The sequence below is a fragment of the Actinacidiphila guanduensis genome (genome assembly GCF_900103985.1).
GTDB classification, from domain to species: domain Bacteria; phylum Actinomycetota; class Actinomycetes; order Streptomycetales; family Streptomycetaceae; genus Actinacidiphila; species Actinacidiphila guanduensis.
On the sequence record NZ_FNIE01000006.1, the window covers coordinates 182,229 to 199,795 of the forward strand.

Annotated in this window: 17 protein-coding genes and 1 tRNA gene; 7 read left to right on the top strand and 11 right to left on the bottom strand. The window is 70.3% G+C overall.

Going from position 1 to position 17,567, the window contains the following annotated elements; all coding sequences use genetic code 11:
• Positions 1–97: 97 nt before the first annotated feature.
• Complete coding sequence (locus tag BLR33_RS14980) at positions 98–1,327, top strand: low temperature requirement protein A (protein ID WP_093785189.1); 1,230 nt, start codon at positions 98–100, stop codon at positions 1,325–1,327.
• A 30-nt stretch (positions 1,328–1,357) separates the two neighbouring features.
• Here the strand turns inward: BLR33_RS14980 and BLR33_RS14985 are convergent, their stop codons facing one another.
• On the bottom strand, positions 1,358–2,077 hold the full coding sequence (locus BLR33_RS14985) for a VIT1/CCC1 transporter family protein (protein WP_093784950.1): 720 nt from the start codon (positions 2,075–2,077) through the stop codon (positions 1,358–1,360).
• Positions 2,078–2,203: 126 nt separating this feature from the next.
• Positions 2,204–3,199: a sigma-70 family RNA polymerase sigma factor gene (locus BLR33_RS14990; protein ID WP_093784951.1), complete on the bottom strand. Its 996-nt coding sequence runs from the start codon at positions 3,197–3,199 to the stop codon at positions 2,204–2,206.
• Positions 3,200–3,392: 193 nt separating this feature from the next.
• Between BLR33_RS14990 and BLR33_RS14995 the strand changes: the two genes are divergently transcribed.
• The 3 genes from BLR33_RS14995 to BLR33_RS15005 all read left to right on the top strand — a co-directional run bounded on the left by BLR33_RS14995 (position 3,393) and on the right by BLR33_RS15005 (position 5,457).
• On the top strand, positions 3,393–3,917 hold the full coding sequence (locus BLR33_RS14995; RefSeq protein WP_093784952.1) for a GNAT family N-acetyltransferase: 525 nt from the start codon (positions 3,393–3,395) through the stop codon (positions 3,915–3,917).
• 120 nt (positions 3,918–4,037) lie between these two features.
• The gene (locus tag BLR33_RS15000) at positions 4,038–4,823 is read left to right on the top strand and encodes a dioxygenase family protein (protein ID WP_093784953.1); all 786 of its coding nucleotides are present in this window, start codon (positions 4,038–4,040) and stop codon (positions 4,821–4,823) included.
• 19 nt (positions 4,824–4,842) lie between these two features.
• Positions 4,843–5,457 (top strand): hypothetical protein, encoded by a 615-nt coding sequence (locus BLR33_RS15005; protein WP_093784954.1) that lies wholly within the window; start codon positions 4,843–4,845, stop codon positions 5,455–5,457.
• Between the two features lie 245 nt (positions 5,458–5,702).
• Here BLR33_RS15005 and BLR33_RS15010 read toward each other — a convergent pair whose 3' ends face one another.
• Both BLR33_RS15010 and BLR33_RS15015 read right to left on the bottom strand, forming a co-directional pair.
• On the bottom strand, positions 5,703–7,211 hold the full coding sequence (locus tag BLR33_RS15010; protein ID WP_093784955.1) for an MFS transporter: 1,509 nt from the start codon (positions 7,209–7,211) through the stop codon (positions 5,703–5,705).
• Between the two features lie 264 nt (positions 7,212–7,475).
• The gene (locus tag BLR33_RS15015; protein WP_093785190.1) at positions 7,476–8,090 is read right to left on the bottom strand and encodes a TetR/AcrR family transcriptional regulator; all 615 of its coding nucleotides are present in this window, start codon (positions 8,088–8,090) and stop codon (positions 7,476–7,478) included.
• Positions 8,091–8,337: 247 nt separating this feature from the next.
• Between BLR33_RS15015 and BLR33_RS15020 the strand changes: the two genes are divergently transcribed.
• On the top strand, positions 8,338–8,814 hold the full coding sequence (locus tag BLR33_RS15020; RefSeq protein WP_093784956.1) for a MarR family winged helix-turn-helix transcriptional regulator: 477 nt from the start codon (positions 8,338–8,340) through the stop codon (positions 8,812–8,814).
• A 69-nt stretch (positions 8,815–8,883) separates the two neighbouring features.
• On the opposite strand, the gene BLR33_RS15025 is transcribed toward BLR33_RS15020, so the two are convergent.
• Together BLR33_RS15025 and BLR33_RS15030 are read right to left on the bottom strand one after the other, a co-directional pair.
• Positions 8,884–9,708 (bottom strand): ABC transporter ATP-binding protein, encoded by an 825-nt coding sequence (locus BLR33_RS15025; RefSeq protein ID WP_093784957.1) that lies wholly within the window; start codon positions 9,706–9,708, stop codon positions 8,884–8,886.
• Positions 9,709–9,826: 118 nt separating this feature from the next.
• Positions 9,827–11,353: an MFS transporter gene (locus BLR33_RS15030; protein WP_093784958.1), complete on the bottom strand. Its 1,527-nt coding sequence runs from the start codon at positions 11,351–11,353 to the stop codon at positions 9,827–9,829.
• A gap of 460 nt (positions 11,354–11,813) precedes the next feature.
• Here BLR33_RS15030 and BLR33_RS15035 point away from each other — a divergent pair, with 460 nt between their 5' ends.
• Positions 11,814–13,151 carry a hypothetical protein gene (locus BLR33_RS15035; protein ID WP_245771415.1) on the top strand — a complete coding sequence of 446 codons (1,338 nt, stop codon included), beginning with the start codon at positions 11,814–11,816 and terminating at the stop codon, positions 13,149–13,151.
• 67 nt (positions 13,152–13,218) lie between these two features.
• Here the strand turns inward: BLR33_RS15035 and BLR33_RS15040 are convergent, their stop codons facing one another.
• Positions 13,219–13,866 carry a CE1759 family FMN reductase gene (locus BLR33_RS15040; RefSeq protein WP_093784959.1) on the bottom strand — a complete coding sequence of 216 codons (648 nt, stop codon included), beginning with the start codon at positions 13,864–13,866 and terminating at the stop codon, positions 13,219–13,221.
• A complete protein-coding gene (locus BLR33_RS15045; protein WP_093784960.1) occupies positions 13,863–15,002 on the bottom strand; it encodes an LLM class flavin-dependent oxidoreductase in 1,140 nt (379 codons plus the stop codon). The genes BLR33_RS15040 and BLR33_RS15045 overlap by 4 nt, the downstream gene beginning before the upstream one ends.
• A 120-nt stretch (positions 15,003–15,122) precedes the next feature.
• Here BLR33_RS15045 and BLR33_RS15050 point away from each other — a divergent pair.
• Positions 15,123–15,195: transfer RNA gene (locus BLR33_RS15050), tRNA-Arg, on the top strand.
• 104 nt (positions 15,196–15,299) lie between these two features.
• Here BLR33_RS15050 and BLR33_RS15055 read toward each other — a convergent pair.
• The 3 genes from BLR33_RS15055 to BLR33_RS15065 all read right to left on the bottom strand — a co-directional run bounded on the left by BLR33_RS15055 (position 15,300) and on the right by BLR33_RS15065 (position 17,404).
• Complete coding sequence (locus BLR33_RS15055; protein ID WP_245771416.1) at positions 15,300–15,785, bottom strand: DUF5709 domain-containing protein; 486 nt, start codon at positions 15,783–15,785, stop codon at positions 15,300–15,302.
• A gap of 166 nt (positions 15,786–15,951) precedes the next feature.
• Positions 15,952–16,782, bottom strand: a complete 831-nt coding sequence (locus BLR33_RS15060; RefSeq protein WP_093784961.1) for an SAM-dependent methyltransferase — start codon at positions 16,780–16,782, stop codon at positions 15,952–15,954.
• Positions 16,783–17,224: 442 nt separating this feature from the next.
• Positions 17,225–17,404 carry a helix-turn-helix domain-containing protein gene (locus BLR33_RS15065; protein ID WP_093784962.1) on the bottom strand — a complete coding sequence of 60 codons (180 nt, stop codon included), beginning with the start codon at positions 17,402–17,404 and terminating at the stop codon, positions 17,225–17,227.
• Positions 17,405–17,567: the final 163 nt, after the last annotated feature.

Here is a 17,567-nt window from a genome sequence, read left to right on the forward strand (position 1 = left end):
CCTCGAGGCGATCCTGGGCAGGCGACTCCCCGGACGCGTGATGCCGCTTCGCGCGTTGACGTGCGCGCGGGCCAGGAGCTGTCCCAAGGTGTGGAGCATGAGTGATCCCACCCAGCAGAGTTCCGTCGCGACGCCTTCGGTGTCTCCAGCTGCCCGAGCGGGCGCCGCCGTTCGCCGTATGACAGCCCGAAGCAAGGACGAGGAGCATCGGGCGTCGACACCGCTGGAGGCGTTCTTCGACCTGTGCTTCGTAGTCGCGGTCGCGCAGGCGGGTCAGCGGCTGGTGCACGAGGTCGTGGAGGGTCACGCGGGCCACGGCATCGTCGGCTATCTGATGATCTTCTTTGCGATCTGGTGGGCGTGGATGAACTTCTCGTGGTTCGCCTCCGCCTACGACACGGACGACGTGCCCTATCGGGTGACCACACTTGTGCAGATCGTAGGGGTGCTGGTGCTGGCGGCCGGTGTGCCGAGGGCTGCCGCCGACGGTGACTTCCGCTTGGTGGCCATCGGTTACGCGGTGATGCGCCTGGCGCTCGTGACGCAGTGGGTGCGGGCGGGAGTGGCCGAGAGCGGGGCGGCACGCGCCACCGCGTTTCGCTATGCGGTGGGCGTGGCCGTGTGCCAGGTCGGGTGGATGGTGCTGCTGCTGCCGCTCGGCGCGCCGCCGGTATGGGCGTTCGCGGTGATGGCAGTTGCCGAGGTACTGGTACCGCCGCTGGCGGAGTTGGCGACGTCGACGTCCTGGCACCCGGGCCATATCGCGGAGCGCTACGGCCTGTTCACGATCATCGTCCTGGGTGAGTCGGTGTCGGCCGCAACGGTCGCCGTGCAGTCGGCAGCCGACGAGCATCGCGCGCTGGGTCTGTTGGTTCCGATCGCCGCAGGCGGGCTGCTGATCGTCTTCTCGGCGTGGTGGATCTACTTCGCCACGCCGATTGAGGAGCACTTGGTGTCCAGCCGTATGGCTTTCCTCTGGGGGTACGGCCACTTCGCGGTCTTCACTTCCGCTGCCGCCATCGGCGCCGGCCTGGAGGTGGCCGTGGAGCGGGCGGTCGACACAGCGGACGTCTCGGCACGCACCGCTGCGGCGGCGGTCGCCCTGCCGGCGGCGGTCTTCTTGTTCATGGTGTGGCTGCTGCACGCCCGCCATCACAAGCGCGGCGCGGCCGAGCAGGCGGTGCTGCCGATTGCGGCGGTCGCGGTCGCGGCCTGCACGTTCTCCGGCACGCATGCGGTCCTGTGGGCCGGTCTGGTATGTGCGGCAACCGTTGCGGCAGGGGTATGGCTCGACACGCACAGACGGCTCGCCGACGCCCCCGAGTGATCACGCGCCACCTTCAGACCGGCGCGACACTCACACGCCTGCTGCTCCCAGCAAAGTGCCCACCGCGTAGGTGACGGCCATGGCGAGTGCGCCGCCCACGGCGTTGCGCATCACCGCGCGCGGGACGGGGGCGTTGCCGAGGCGGGCACTGCCCCAGCCGCACCCGACGAGCGCTACCAGGACGGAGATCACCGTCACGGGCAGTCGCCAGTCGTGGGGCGGGAGCACGATCGCCAGCAGGGGGAGCAGAGCGCCGACGGTGAAGGAGATGAAGCTGGCCCAGGCGGCGTGCCAGGGGTTGGCGAGTTCGTCGGGGTCGATGCCGAGTTCGACGCGGGCGTGGGCGTCGAGGGCGTCGCGGGCGGTGAGTTGCTCGGCGACTTGGCGGGCGAGGTTGCGGGTGATGCCGCGTCCTTCGAGCAGGTCGGTGAGTTCTTCGAGTTCGGCCTGCGGGGTGGCGGCGAGCTCTTCGCGTTCCAGGGCGAGGGCGGCCTTCTCGGAGTCGCGCTGGGTGCTCACCGAGACGTACTCGCCGACCGCCATGGACAGCGATCCGGCGAGGAGGCCGGCGAGTCCGGCGGTCAGGAGGGTGGAGCGGGAGTCCGTGGCGCCGGCGACCCCGACGACGATGCCGGCAGTGGAGACCACGCCGTCGTTGGCTCCGAGCACGGCGGCGCGGAGCCAGTTCAGCCGGGTGCCCAGGCCGTCGTGGTGCGGTTCGCCCGGGTGGGCATCGGGGTTGTCGCTCATGGCAGGCAGGGTCTCATCTCAGGGCTTCTGGGGGCCGTCCGGACAGGCCGAACCCCGGCGCGGGGGGGATGCACCGGGGTCCGGGTCTGGGGGCCGCGGCCTGGGCGGTCGCGGCGGTTGTGGGTGTCAGGCGGCCTCGTAGTCCAGGCCCGTGGCGCGGGCCATGCGCTTGAGGTCGGCCAGGGCGTGCTTCTCGATCTGCCGGATGCGCTCCCGGGTGAGGCCGTGCTCCTTGCCGACCTCGGTGAGGGTGCGTTCGCGGCCGTCGACGATGCCGTAGCGGGCGCGGATGATGGAGGCGGTGCGGTCGTCGAGCCGGTCGATCAGGCTGTCGAGTTCCTCGCGGCGCAGCATCACCAGCACGGAGTCCTCCGGGGAGGGCGCCGCGCCGTCCTCGACGAGGTCGCCGAACTCGGTCTCGCCCTCGGCGTCCACCGACATGTTCAGCGAGACGGGGTCGCGGGCCCAGTCCAGGACGTCGGACACCCGCTCGGGGCTGCTGCCCAGCTCGGCGGCGATCTCGGCGGGCTCGGCGTCGCGGCCGTTCTCGCGGTTGAACTCGCGCTGCACCCGGCGGATGCGGCCGAGCTCCTCGACGAGGTGGACGGGCAGGCGGATCGTGCGGGACTGGTCGGCGATGGAGCGGGTGATGGCCTGGCGGATCCACCACGTCGCGTAGGTGGAGAACTTGAAGCCCTTGGCGTAGTCGAACTTCTCCACCGCGCGCACCAGTCCTGCGTTGCCCTCCTGGATCAGGTCCAGCAGGGGCAGGCCGCTGCGCGGGTAACGGCGGGCGACGGCGACGACCAGGCGCAGGTTGGAGCGGATGAAGATGTCCTTGGCCCGCTCGCCTGCGGCGACGAGCGCTTCGAGCTCCTCGCGCGTGGCCTGCGCGCCCGCGCCTTCGGGCAGGTCGATGTCCGCGGCGAGTATGCGCTCGGCGTAGACGCCCGCTTCGATGTCACGGGACAGCTCGACCTCCCTGGCGGCGTCGAGCAGCGGTGTGCGCGCGATCTCGTCCAGGTACATGCCGACGAGGTCGCGGTCGGCGACTTCCCCGCCTGCGGCGCGAACGCTGCTGGTCCCGCCTGCGTTGCGACGGGCGACGGCACGGGTTGCCATGCGAGCTCCCTCTCGAAGGTGCGATCGGTCTTGTGCGGATCGGGCGGCGGGACTGCTTCCGCTGTGCTGCCGGTGTTGTCCTTCGGCTGCCCCATCCGATCTGGATAACGACTGGAATACGGACACAATTCCCATGTCGTCACCTGTTTTTTATGATCATGCAGTACCCTGTTCCGCCACACAGAGGGGTCACATGATGTCGGATCGTATGAACGTGCAGGTCACTTCGGGTACGGAGGGTGACCTGCCGGCGCTCACCGACATCTACAACCACTACGTGCGCGAGACGCCGACCACCTTCGACATCCGCCCCCTCAGCCTCGACGAACGGCGCCCGTGGCTGCTCTCCCATCCGGAAGACGGCCCCCACCGCCTCCTGGTTGCCCGGATACCCCGTTCGGGCGATCGCGTGCTCGGTTATGCGACGAGCAGTCCGTTCCGGCCGAAAGCGGCCTATGCGACGTCGGTGGAGACGAGCATCTACCTGGCTCCGGACGCCGGCGGCCAGGGTGTCGGCACGTTGTTGTACAAGCGGCTTTTCGAGCTCCTCGCGGGAGAGGACGTCCACCGCGCATACGCGGGTGTCACCCTGCCGAACGAGGCGTCGGTCCGCCTCCACGAACGGTTCGGATTCCGCCGCGTGGGCCTCTACCAGGAGGTGGGCCGCAAGTTCGGTCGCTATCACGACGTGGCGTGGTACGAAAAGCAGCTCCCCTGATGATCACATCCGACCGTCACCCGGCCGGGAACGGCCGCCCAGCGACCCGCGGCCGTATTTGAAGCTTCAAGCACATGGTACCGTCGGACCATACGCTTGAATGTTCAAGGAGGGTGCGCGATGACCACGGCAGCACCGGAGCGCATGCCTGCGCTCTACCTCTCGCACGGCGCGCCACCGCTCGCCGACGACCCCGTGTGGCCGGGCGAGCTCGCCGCCTGGGCCGCGGACCTGCCGCGCCCCAAGGCGATCCTGATGGTGTCCGCCCACTGGGAGGAGGCACCGCTCGCCATTGGCGCGACCGCCCCCGTCCCCCTGGTGTACGACTTCTGGGGCTTCCCCGAGCACTACTACCGGGTGACCTACGACGCTCCCGGTGCGCCGCAGCTGGCCGCCCAGGTACGGGGCCTGCTGCGCGGCGCCGGTCGCCCTGTGCAGGACGTCCCCGACCGCGGCCTGGACCACGGCGCCTACGTGCCGCTGGTCGAGATGTTCCCCGCCGCGGACATCCCCGTGCTGCAGATCTCCATGCCCACCCTGGAGCCGCAGGAACTCATGGCGATCGGGCGGCGGCTCGCGCCCCTTCGTGACGAGGGCGTGCTCATCGTGGGCAGCGGGTTCTTCACGCACAACCTGGCGGCGCTGCGCCACGGCGGAGCGCAGCCGCCTACCTGGTCGGCGGAGTTCGACGACTGGGGCAGCCGCGCGCTGCAGGCGCAGGACGTGGACGCCCTGCTCGACTTCCGCCACGCCGCCCCGGCCGGGCGGCTCGCCCACCCGCGCACGGAACACTTCGCGCCGCTGTTCGTTACGCTCGGCGCCGCCGAGTCCGAACTCGGCAGTCACAGGAGCATCATCGACGGTTTCTGGATGGGCCTGGCCAAGCGCTCCGTCCAGTTCGGCTGAGAAGAAGGACGCCACCCACATGCAGAAACGACGCATCCTGACCGGCGCGGCCGTCATGAGCGGGGCAGCGCTGTTGCTCGCGGCCTGCGGGTCCGGCAGCGGCAAGTCGGCGGGCTCCGGCCATGCGGCCGACGGGACGGACAGCAAGGCCACCGCCTCAAGCGTGCTGTGGCCCGCTCCCGCTGACGCCTCGGCGCAGGTGAAGGCCGCGGGACTGCCCATGCTCGGGCAGGAGGGCCAGGTGCTGCACATCCACAGCCATCTGGACGTCTTCGTGGACGGCAAAGCGGTCACGGTCCCCGCCGAGGTCGGCATCGACGAGGCCAGGCAGCAGATCAGCCCGCTGCACACCCATGACACCTCAGGGGTGGTGCACATCGAGTCGCCGGTGAAGAAGGACTTCACGCTCGGGGAGTTCATGACCGAGTGGAACGTGCCGATCACCAAGGACGCGCTCGGCCCGCTGAAGACCGGCGGCGGCAAGGAACTTCGGGTGTACGCCGACGGCAAGCAGTGGTCGGGCAACCCGGCGGACCTGAAGCTGGCCGCGCACGAGGAGATCGCCGTGGTCTACGGCGCCGCGAACGAGCAGGTGAAGGTGCCCGCCTCCTACAACTGGCCCGAGGGCCTGTAGGGCGTCCACGCAGCGGTGTAAGAACCGTGCTCCAGGACAACTGCCCTTACCTGCCGCCAAGGGCGCCGGTTCCGCTCCCCTTGCGGCCGGCGCCTTCTGACCGGCGCCTTGCAACCCTTGCGACCATCGCCCTGTGACGCGGGCCGGCACACGAACGGCAGGTCCCCGCCACTTCCGGTGTTCCGGTGGTGGCGGGGACCTGCCGTTGTGGTGCCGCGTACGCGGCGGCGGTCAGTGCGCTGGGGTCAGTGCACGATCACCGGGACGGCCATGTCCTCGACCGAGCCGTCGCCCTCGGCGCGCTCGGCGTGGTTCTGGACCTCGGCGTTGATCAGGACGAACGCCAGAACCGAGGCCAGGATCAGGATGCCCATCGCCACGTAGATGGCGACCGAGTAGCCGTGGACGTTGCCCTCGTTGACGAAGAGGACGTTCTTCATGTCCGCCGGGCTGTGCGTGTGCGACTTGAACCAGGAGGTGGTCGCACTGGCCGCCAGGGTGTTCAGCAGGGCGGTGCCGATGGAGCCGCCCACCTGCTGCGAGGTGTTCACCATGGCGGACGCCACACCGGCGTCCTCCGGGCGCACACCGTGCGTGGCCAGGCTCATGGCGGGCATGAACGCCGAGCCCATGCCGAGGCCCATGAGCACCAGGCCGGGCAGCAGCACCTCGGCGTAGCTGGAGTCGACCTTGATCTGCGCCAGGATGGCCATGCCGACGGCGGCGACCATGAAGCCGGGAGCCATCAGCAGGCGCGGGCGCACCCGGAGCATCAGGCGCGCGCCGATCTGCGTGGAGCCGACGATCATGCCGGCCACCATGGGCAGGAAGGCGAAGCCGGACTTCAGCGCGGAGTACCCCTGGACCTGCTGCAGGTAGTACGTCAGGAACAGGAACAGGCCGAACATGCCGATGATGGCCAGGCCGAGCGACAGGTAGACGCCGCCGCGGTTGCGTTCGGTGACGACGCGCAGCGGCAGCAACGGCGCCTTGACCCGGCCCTCCACCACGGCGAACGCGGCGAGCAGCACCACGGAGGCGACGAACAGGCCGATCGTCACACCGGCGGCCCAGCCGTCGGACTCGGCGCGGCTGAACCCGTACACCAGGGCGACCAGGCCAGCGCTGGCCAGGACGACGCCCGGGATGTCGAGACGGTTGCGGTTGCGGCCCTGGGCTGGCTCGTGGATGTAGGCGATGGCGCCGAGGACGGCGACGATAGCGAAGGCGATGTTGACGAAGAGCACCCAGCGCCAGTTCAGGTACTCGGTCAGGACGCCGCCAAGGATGAGGCCGACGGCCGCACCCGCGCCCGCGATGGCGCCGTAGACGCCGAACGCCTTGGCCCGTTCCTTGGCGTCGGTGAACGTCACCGCCAGCAGGGACAGCGCGGCGGGGGCGAGGAGGGCGCCGAAGACGCCCTGGAGGCCGCGGGCGCCGAGAAGCATCGCGGGGTTCACCGCGGCGCCGCCGAGGGCGGAGGCGGCCGCGAAACCGAGCAGGCCCACGATGAAGGCGTTCTTGCGCCCCCACAGGTCGGCGATGCGCCCGCCGAAGAGCAGCAGGCCGCCGAAGGCGAGGGTGTAGGCGGTGATCACCCACTGGCGGTCGCCGTTGGAGATGCCGAGGTCCTTCTGGGCGGACGGCAGCGCGATGTTCACCACGGTGGCGTCCAAGACGACCATCAGCTGGGCGAGCGCGATGAATATCAGCGCTGTCCAGCGCTTCGGGTCCGGCTGGAGATTGTCAGGCATGAGTGTTCTCACAAAAGGATGCGGAGTGACAGGACGTGGGGACGTTTGTCAGTGAGGTGTTACTGGTCCGGCGGTGTTACTGGTCCGGCAGCACATCGAGGCCGTGACCCGGGCCGGCGTCGAGGAGGCGAGCGGTCTCCTGGGAGGTCGGGGGGGCATGTACGGCGCCGGATCGTGCCCGGGGCCGCTTTGCTGGGTCGCCGAGGGCGGCCGCGCGAGCGGCGAAGTGCCCAACGCTATAACCCGACTGGTACTGGGTGCGATCTATTTGTGGCAGCCTTTCAGGTCCTCCAGGGTCGCGGCGGTCCCCTCGAGCGTCGAGCGCGCGGGTGCGCGCAGGCCGTCGAGGAAGAGTTGCAGGTGGCGCTGGACGAATCGGTCGAAGCCGATGGCGCAGACGCCCGGCAGCGGCCGGGTGAGCTGGGTCAGCGCGACCATGAGGTCGCCGACCGCCACATCGGTGCGCAGCTGTCCGGCGTCCTGGGCGCGGGTCATGAGTGCGGTGGTCGCGCGCTGCAGGCTCTCGGTGGCCTGCGCGACCTCGGGGTCGTGGCCGTCGAAGGTGTCGGACACCATGGGGCACAAGGCGCCCACACGCTCTTCGGCGGCTTGGAAGACGAAGCGCTCCAGGGCGCCGAATGGGTCGGGCTCCTCGGCAAGTGCCTCGGCGCGCTGCGTGATGCGGCGCATCACGGCGAGGGCGACCTGGCGGATGAGCTCGCCGCGGTCGCTGAAGTGGCGGTAGAGCGTGGCGTTGCCGACGCCGGCACGTCTGGCGACCTCGTCGAGGGGGACGTCGGGGCCGTACTCCACAATGGCCTCGCAGGCCGCGTTGACGATGCGCTCGCGGTTGCGGGAGGCGTCCGCGCGCAGGCGCATGGTGCGCGGGCGGGCGGGGGCGGTGACGTCGAGGGTCACAGCGGTCTCCTTTCCGCGGCGGGCCCGGGCGGCCGGTCGGCTCCTGGGGTGCGAGGCGTTGCCCGAAACGGGTGACGACTCCCCGTTTCGCCTTCGACTGTGAAACGGGGAGTCGGTCCCCGCATATTTCCCTCGGCGGAGTGATGTGCATCACACATTTCGCGAGCATTTTATTGAATCTTCAAAAGTTTCCCCTTATGCTGAGCTTATGAAGTGGCTGAGCACCGAGGAGCAGGCGGCCTGGCGGGCGTTCCTGCACGCGACGACGCTGCTGGAGGACCACCTCGACCGCCAGCTGCAGCGCGACGCCGGCATGCCGCACATGTACTACGCCCTCCTCAGCACACTGTCGGAGACGCCCGGGCGGCGGATGAGGATGACCGAGCTCGCCGAGAAGACGAAGATCACCCGGTCCCGGCTCTCCCACGCGGTCGCGCGCCTGGAGGGCAACGGCTGGCTGCGGCGCGAGAGCTGCCCTTCCGACCGGCGCGGTCAGATCGCCGTATTGACGGACGCCGGCTACGAGGAACTGGTGCGCACCGCGCCCGGCCACGTCACCGCCGTGCGCACAGCGATCTTCGACCGGCTGTCACCCGATCAGGTGAAGCAGCTCGGCGAGATCTCGCAGATCATCGCCGATGGGCTGCACGAGCCGGAAGGCGCCGACGTCCCCTGGCTGCGCTAGCGGACCACCGGCCCGCCGGACAGGGCCGTACAGGAATCCGGACGGCGGACCTGACGGCCATCGGTCGGTTCAGCTGCGGCCGGAGCGTGCCAGCCAGCGGCCCTCGTGGCGGCTGACCTCGATGGGGCGGCCGAAGCACCTGGTCATCTGCTCGCCGGTGAGCACCTCCTGTGCCGCTCCGGACGCGAGCACCCGGCCCTCCTTCAGGAGCAGCACGTGGCCGATCGAGGGCGAGAGCTCCTCCAGGTGGTGGGTGACGGTGATCGTCGCCAGCTCCGGGCGGGTGAGCGCCAGGCGGTGCATGGCGTCGATGAGGTCCTCGCGCGAGGGCAGGTCGAGGGCGTTGAACGGTTCGTCGAGCAGCAGCAGGGACGGGTCCGCCATGAGGGCGCGCGCCACCAGGATGCGGGCGCGCTGGCCGCCGGAGCAGACGCCGAACGGCCGCTCGGCGAGGTCCTTGATCTCCAGTTCGGCCAGCAGTTCCTCCGCGCGCTGCCGCACCTCGTCGTCGTACTTCCGCCACAGGGGCTGGACGGTGCCGGTGTGACCGGTCAGGACGACGGTGCGCGCCGCGGCATCCTGGGGCACCTTCTGCGCCGAGGAGACCAGGCCGATGTGGGCGCGCAGCTCGCGAACATCGACGCGGCCCAAGCGGTGGCCGAGGACTTCGACGGAACCGGTGGTCGGGTGCATCAACGCGCCGATCATCCGAAGAACGGTGGTCTTGCCGGCGCCGTTGGCACCCAGCAGCGCCCAGTGCTCACCCGAGCGCACCGTCCAGGTGATGTCGTCGAGGATGACCTGACCGGTGGTGTAGCGGCGGACGCTCACTCCGTCGAGTGATGCGACGGTCTTGGGCGACCGGCCCGGCTCCTGGATACCGTTCACTGCCATGCGGAAACGTTAGCTGTATCCGCCACCTTCCGTCGGTGCGTTCCGCGATGTGGATCGCCGCAGCTCGCAGAGGGTGCGGACTGCTGGGATGGCAGCCGTCGGACACCGGACCGGCGGTTCACACGGGTGGTGCGGCGCCCGCTCCCTCCGAGGACGACAGGCTCTTGGGGACGCCCGGGCGGTAGAGCAGCACCGTGACCAGGAAGCCGACGGCGAAGAAGGCGGCCGACCACCAGTAGGCGGTGGAGTAGCTGTGCAGCTGCGCCTGGGCGGCGATCCCGGGGGTCGGGCGGTGGTCGGCGATGTAGCGGCTGGCCGCACTGGTGGCCAGGGTGTTCAGCAGTGAGGTGCCGATCGAGCCGCCGACCTGCTGCGAGGTGTTCACCATGGCGGAGGCCACGCCGGCGTCGTTCGGCTGGACGCCCGCGGTGGCGAGGTTCATGCCGGTGGCGAAGATCATGCCGAGTCCGAGGCCCAGCAGGAGCAGCGGTGGCAGGACGTGGGCGGGGTAGGTGCTGTTCGCGTCCAGGGCGGTCAGCCAGGCCATGGCCCCCGCGGACAGCAGCATGCCGGTGGGGACGATCGGCTTGGCACCGAACCTGGGCACCAGGACGTTGGTCGTCGTCACCGAGGTCGCCATGATGACGGCGACCATCGGCAGGAAGGCGATCCCGGTGATCACCGGGGAGTACGACAGTGTGCGTTGCAGGTAGTACGTCAGGAACAGGAACACGCCGAACATGCCGGCGCCCGAGATGAACATGGCCAGGTACGAGGCGCCGCGGTCGCGGTCCCCGACGACTCGCATCGGCAGCAGGGGGTGCTGGGCCCGTCGCTGCCACCACACGAAGACCATCAGCAGGATCGCCCCGGCCACCAGGAAGCCCCATGTGGTGACCGCGCCCCAGCTGTGCTGCTGGGCGTCGGAGAAGCCGTAGACGATGCCGAACAGGCCCGCGGAGACGACGATCGTGCCGGGGATGTCGAGGCTGGGGCGGTTCGGCGGGATGCCGGGGTGCAGCAGGCGCATACCGCCGACGAAGGCGAGGAAGGCGAAGATCAGATTGACGTACAGGCACCAGCGCCAGTCCAGGTACTCGGTGAGGATGCCGCCGAGCAGCAGTCCGACCGCGCCGCCCGCGCCGGCGATCGCTCCGTAGATGCCGAATGCCTTGGCGCGCTCTCTGGCGTCGGTGAACGTCGTCGTCAGCAGCGACAGCGCTGCCGGGGCGAGCAGGGCGCCGAACATGCCCTGCAGCGCGCGGGCCGTGATCAGCACCTCGAAGCTGGGGGCCGCTCCGCCGATCGCGGAGGCGCCCGCGAAGCCGACCAGACCGGTCAGGAACGTCCGCTTGCGTCCGAAGAGGTCGGCGAGGCGGCCGCCGAGCAGCAGCAGGGAGCCGAAGGCGAGGGCGTAGGCGGTGATGACCCACTGCCGGTTGCCGTTGGAGAACCCCAGGTCCTGCTGGGCGGAGGGGAGGGCGATGTTCACGATGGTCGCGTCCAGGACGACCATCAGCTGCGCGAGGGCGACGACGCCGAGCACCCACCATCGCTGCGCCGGGGCCTCCTGGTCGCGGCGGCTGCTCCCCTTGGGGCCGCCGACCGCTGATGCTGTGGAGGTGTCCTGGGTGCCACGGGCCATGACGTGGGTCTCCTTAGGCGCGAACGCGCGTCCCCCCGGCTCCTCCACGCTAGGCGCAGGTTCGCCGGCCTGCCATCCGAGATGGGTGACGGCCATCCGGGGCGGCTTCGGCGGCCGCCCTGGCGGCGTACTGGCGCCCGCGACCGCCATCGGGTGACCGTCCCTGGTGGCGATGACGGTCGCGGAGCGGTCGGCCGCGCGGCGACCCATCGGTGCGGACCGACCGCCGCCGGCCCGGTGAGGGACCGGGCCTGCGGCACCGACAAAACGATCATTAACCGTCCGTCCCGGTGACCAACCCCGCCCCGCCGCGTGTCACCTGACCGGCCCGCCCTGATGGGCGCGCCCGCAGTCCGGGGTGTACGCGCCGCCCGGACGTACCAACACGGCGCGCGCTCGCCGCCGGGAGGCCGTTTTCTGATGATCACAGCAACGTCTCCGGTGTCGAGGGAGTGCACGCATGGCCGGCGCACACCCCTATGGAGCGGACGGCGGGCACGGAGCGGATGGCGACCGGGGCGGCGGTCCGCTCGGCGAGGACGAGCGACGTGAGCTGGCCGAACTGCGCGGCCGGCTGCGCACCGGGCGGCGGTGGCGCTCGGCGCTCTCCGCGGTGTTCATCACCCTTGCCGCGCTGCTCGCCCCCTTGGCCGCCGTGGCCGTGTGGGTGAGCGATGAGATGGCGAACACCGACCGCTACGTGCGTACCGTGGCCCCGCTGGCCTCCCAGCCCGACGTGCAGGCGGCGGTCACCGATGAGGTCACCCGGGCGATCATGGCGCGGATCGACATTGATGCCCTGCTCTCCCAGGTCGCGCCGTCCCAGCGGCCGGAGGTGAAGAAGGCGCTGGGCGCGCTCGGCGGGCCGGTCACGAGCGGGCTGCGGGACTTCGTGCACGGCCAGGTCGCCTCGTTCGTGGCGAGCGACAGGTTCGCCGCCTTGTGGAAGCAGCTCAACCGGCAGGCGCACACCGCCTTCATCGGCGCGCTGACCGGGGACACCGGAACGGCGGTCCGGGTGAACGGGGACACGGTTGTCCTCGACCTCGCGCCCATCGTCGCGGAGGTCAGGAAGCATCTGGTGGACCGCGGCCTCACCGTCGCCGGGCGCATCCCCGACGTCCACGCGCAGTACACGCTGGTCAAGTCGGAGAACGTCAAGCGCGTCAGGACCGGCTTCAGGGTGCTGCAGCTGATGGGCGACTGGCTGCCGGTGGTCACGGTGGTCCTCGCCGGGGGCGGTGTGCTGCTGGCCCGCCGGCGCAGGAGGGCACTGGTCGCCGCGTCGCTGGCCATTGCCGCGGGTGTGGCCGTGCTCGGGATCGCATTGGCGGTCTTCCGGATCGTCTACCTGGAGAACCTCCCGGCGCGTACCGACGAGCGCGCGGCCGGCGCCGTCTACGACCAGCTCATCCACTTCCTGCGGGTCACCGTACGCATGGTGGTCGTCCTGGGCATCGTGGTCGCGCTGGGGGCCTGGTTGAGCGGGCCCGGCCGGTGGGCGGTACGGCTGCGGGAGGGATGGGAATCGGGCATCGCCGCCGTGCGCGAAGCGGTCGGCGTGCACTCGACCGGGCCGGTGGGGCCGTGGGTGCACCGCTACCGCTACGCCGTGCGCTGGTTCGTCGTGCTTGTCGCCGCGGTCGTGCTGCTCCTGTGGTCGTTCCCGACCGGCATGGTCATCTTCTGGATCGCCTTCGCGACGGTGGGCGCCTTGGCGGTCGTCGAGTTCCTGGACGACCGCCGCAGCCGCCCCGGGTCGACCGGCCGCACGCCACCCCCGGCGCCGGCGCACTGACGGCGCGTCAATTCGACCCCCGTACGTCACTGCCGCGGACGGCGCCGTCAAGGCGCCGCCGCAAAGCTCACCCTTCCGCCGCCAGGGCGGCCAGTTGCTCCTCGAACGGCACGACTGCCTCCGGTGCGGCCTCGCTTCCCTGGCGGCCAGGGCGGGCCGCAACCAGGGCGGCCAGCTCCGCCGCGGCCCGCTCCACCCGGGCGGCCAGGGCCGTCTCGCCGCCGGAGGCCCAGTCCTCGGAGGCGGCGTAGACGGCGGTCGGGACGACGACCGCGCGCAGGTAGGCGAACAGCGGGCGCATCGCGTGCTCCAGCACCAGCGAGTGCCGTGCGGTGCCGCCGGTCGCACCTATCAGGACCGGCGTGCCGGCCAGGGCGTCCTTGTCGATGACGTCGAAGAACGACTTGAACAGGCCGCTGTAGGAACCGGTGAAGACCGGGGTGACGGCGATCAGACCGTCGGCCGAGGTGACCGCGTCTATGGCCTCGCGCAGCCGGGGTCCTGGGAACCCGGTGACCATGTTCTGCGCGATCTCGGCGGCGAGTTCGCGCAGTTCGATCACCTGGGTGTCCGCCTCCGCGAGGCGGCCGGTGGCGGCCGCCAGGCGGTCGGCGAGCAGGCGGGTCGACGAGGGCTTGCTCAGCCCCGCTGTGACCACGGCGATCCGCTTCCTCCCTGTCGCGCGCCCGCCGGTGTTCGCGTCGAACGTCGTCACGCCCGCACCTCCTCGGCCTCGTCGGACGAGGCGGTCGCGGCCGCCTGCGCCTCTGCCTCTTCCCGGTCACGGCGTGTGACCAGGGCCTCGTGGGTGGGCCCGTCCGGAACCTGCGCCGGACGGCCCTTGGCGAACTCCTCCCGCAGCACCGGGACGACCTCCTCACCGAGCAGGTCGAGTTGTTCCAGTACGGTCTTCAGCGGCAGGCCGGCGTGGTCCATCAGGAACAGCTGGCGCTGGTAGTCGCCGAAGGACTCACGGAACGTCAGGGTCTTCTCGATGACCTCCTGCGGGGAGCCCACGGTCAGCGGCGTCTGGTCGGTGAACTCCTCGAGCGACGGCCCGTGCCCGTAGACGGGGGCGTTGTCGAAGTAGGGCCGGAACTCGCGGACCGCGTCCTGGGAGTTCCTGCGCATGAACACCTGGCCGCCGAGGCCGACGATGGCCTGCTCGGGCGTGCCGTGGCCGTAGTGCGCGAAGCGGTCGCGGTACAGGCCGATCAGACGCTTGAAGTGCTCCTTGGGCCAGAAGATGTTGTTGGCGAAGAATCCGTCCCCGTAGTACGCCGCCTGCTCGGCGATCTCCGGGCTGCGGATGGAGCCGTGCCACACGAAGGGCGGCACGCCGTCCAGCGGCCTGGGCGTCGAGGTGAAGGACTGCAGCGGTGTGCGGAACCGCCCGGCCCAGTCGACCACGTCCTCGCGCCACAGCTTGTGCAGCAGCGCGTAGTTCTCGACGGCCAGCGGGATGCCCTGGCGGATGTCCTTGCCGAACCACGGGTAGACCGGACCCGTGTTGCCGCGACCCATCATCAGGTCGACGCGACCACCGGCCAGGTGCTGCAGCATCGCGAAGTCCTCGGCGATCTTCACCGGGTCGTTCGTGGTGATCAGGGTGGTCGACGTGGACAGGATCAGGCGGTCGGTCCGCGCGGCGATGTAGCCGAGCATCGTCGTGGGCGAGGACGGCACGAACGGCGGGTTGTGGTGCTCGCCGGTCGCGAAGACGTCCAGGCCGACCTCCTCGGCCTTCTGCGCGATGGCCACCATCGCCTTGATCCGCTCGTGCTCGCTCGGCGTCCGTCCCGTGGTCGGGTCCGTGGTGACGTCGCCCACTGTGAAGATCCCGAACTGCATGGCTCCCACCGTCCATTTGGTTGACTGTTCAACCACCCGAACATCCGGGCTCCGGCACCTATTCCCCGCCGATCGCCCGGAGCCGATCCGGTACGCTGTGCGAGGTCGCACAACCCGCCCGCCCCAGTAGCTCAGGGGATAGAGCACGGCTCTCCTAAAGCCGGTGTCGCAGGTTCGAATCCTGCCTGGGGCACACACGCGACCAGTGCTGATCGATCGAAGGGCCAGGCCAGGGGTACTCCCCGGACCTGGCCCTCGGCGCTCTCCGGCCTTCTCCGGCGCCCTTCCGGTAGCCGGCTACAGCCGGTCGGTGTCCGGATCGTCGATCCGGTGGACCGCCGCCTCCTCTGCCGACGCCGCACCCCCGTCGATGCCGACGTCCTCCGCGAGCACGTCGTCATCGGTCCCCAGCTCCGGGTCCTGGTCCGGCGCGAGGAGGCGGCCGGCACGCTCCTCGCCGGCCTCGGGGTCGATGGGCTCGCCGTCGCTGTCCGGGTTGTCGCCCAGACCGTCGCTACCCTCCTCCGCCCGATCCTCGCCCACATCCGGGGTCTCCTCGGCAAGGCGCTCGTCGAGACTCTCCCCCTCGCGCTGCTCGCGCGCAGTGGTACCGCTGCCGCGAAGCCCGTAGGGCCGCTCCGGCGGCGAGTAGCCCTTGTCCAGCAGCTCGTCGTAGTCGTCCTCGCCGAGGGCGTCCTCCATGTCCAGCGCCCCGGCGTCCTCCTGCTCCTCGTTGTCGCCGGTGGGCTGGTAGACGTCGTCGCCCATCGAGCCCTCGGTCATGTCCACCACTCCCTTTCTCCAAGGTCGCCGGTACGGGGCGCGAGATCCGGCAGCCGCCCTGAGCGGCGGGTTCCCCCTCAGTCGCGGACGAACCGTCCCGCGCCGAGATCGCCTGCGCGTCCGGATGCGACAGGTGCCCGAAGAGCGGCAGGTGGAGCGCGGACGGCTACGGCTTGAGGGCCACGCCGCCGTACATCGCCACGTCGGTGTCCAGGACGTCACTGCCGGGCACCGGACGCCAGTTGTGGACGAGGACCACACCGGGGTCCACCAGCTGCAGGCCGTCGAAGAACGGCTCGACCTCCGCCTTGGTGCGGTTGCGCGCGGGTATGCCGCGCCTTGCGTACTCGGCGACCACCGTGCCGGCCGGCTTGGGGCTGGAGTCGGTGGTGACGGTGGAGATCGCCAGGTAGCTCCCGGAGGGCAGCAGGTCGAGGTACTGCCGGACGAGCCCGTACGCCTGCTCGTCGTCCAGGACGAACTGCAGTACCGCGATCATCGACAGCCCGACCGGGCGGCCGAAGTCGAGGGTGGCGGCGAGTTCCGGGGCGCGCAGGACGGCCTGCGGGTCGTTCATGTCCGCGTGGATGTACGCGGTGCGCCCCTGGGGAGTGCTGGTCAGTCGGGCCCCGGCGTGGGCCAGCACGATGGGGTCCTTGTCCACGTAGACGACCCGGGCACCGGGGGTGACCTCCTGGACGATCTCGTGGAGGTTGGGCGAGGTGGGGATGCCGGTGCCGATGTCGAGGAACTGGTCGACGCCCTGCTCGGCGATGTACCGGACGGCCCGGTGCATGAACCGCCGGTTCTCCTGCATGGAGATCCGCAGGCTGGGCCAGCTCTCCAGCATCCGCTCGGCCGCGGCGCGGTCCAGTGGGTAGTTGTCCTTGCCGCCGAGGATGTAGTCGTACACGCGCGCGGAGTGGGCGACGCTCGTGTCGATCTGCGGCAGCTCGTAGTCCATCGGGCGTGGTGTCCGGGACGGGTCGTCGGACATGGGCGCTCCTTCGGGTGTCGCGGCTGCCGAAGACGGTGCGGCGGACACCGGAGCGCACCGACACGCTCCGCCTGGCCGGCGCAGGTCCGACGGAGCGGGCGGCTCACGGTACGGATCGGACCCGCCTCCTCCCCCCGGCGGCCGGTGAGCAGTCTGCCATCCGGCAGGCGGAAAACACACCGGTGCCATCACTGTGGAATTGTCAATGTCCGTTGCCCCAGGGCCCGTAGAGGCTGGGCGGTGGCGTGCCGGGGGCCGGCGAGGGGCCGACCGCGCTGCGGTCCCCGGCACACGAGTGGAACGGGCCGGGCGGGCGATGAATCCCCGGTTCGAGAAGGGTTCACTCGTTCGAATGAACGACAGTTCGATTCGCCGTTCCGGGGTGGAGGATCGAACGGCAGGGCAGGCAGGTACGCGGCCGGCGCAGGTCCGTCCGCGCAGCTCAGTTGTCGTGCGTGATGGCGTCGATGGGTGCGTCGAGAGCGGCCGCGCATCTGCGGATGGTGTCGTCGCTTGCTCCCGCGAGGCCGCGCTCGAGGCGGGACAGATATCCCCTGTCGAGACCGGTCAATGCCTGCATGTCGCGAAGGCTCAGATTTCGAGCCCTACGAAGGGCCCTCATAGCCGCGCCATTCGCTCTCACACTCTGAAACTAGTTGTTACCGACGCACTTCCGCAAGCATTTTCGTGGTCTATCGGCTCTGATTCAGAGCCATTATCGGATCAGAAGCACCACTGGCGGTGCTCCCGATCACCCGTCATGCAACCCACAGGCCGCATCTCGT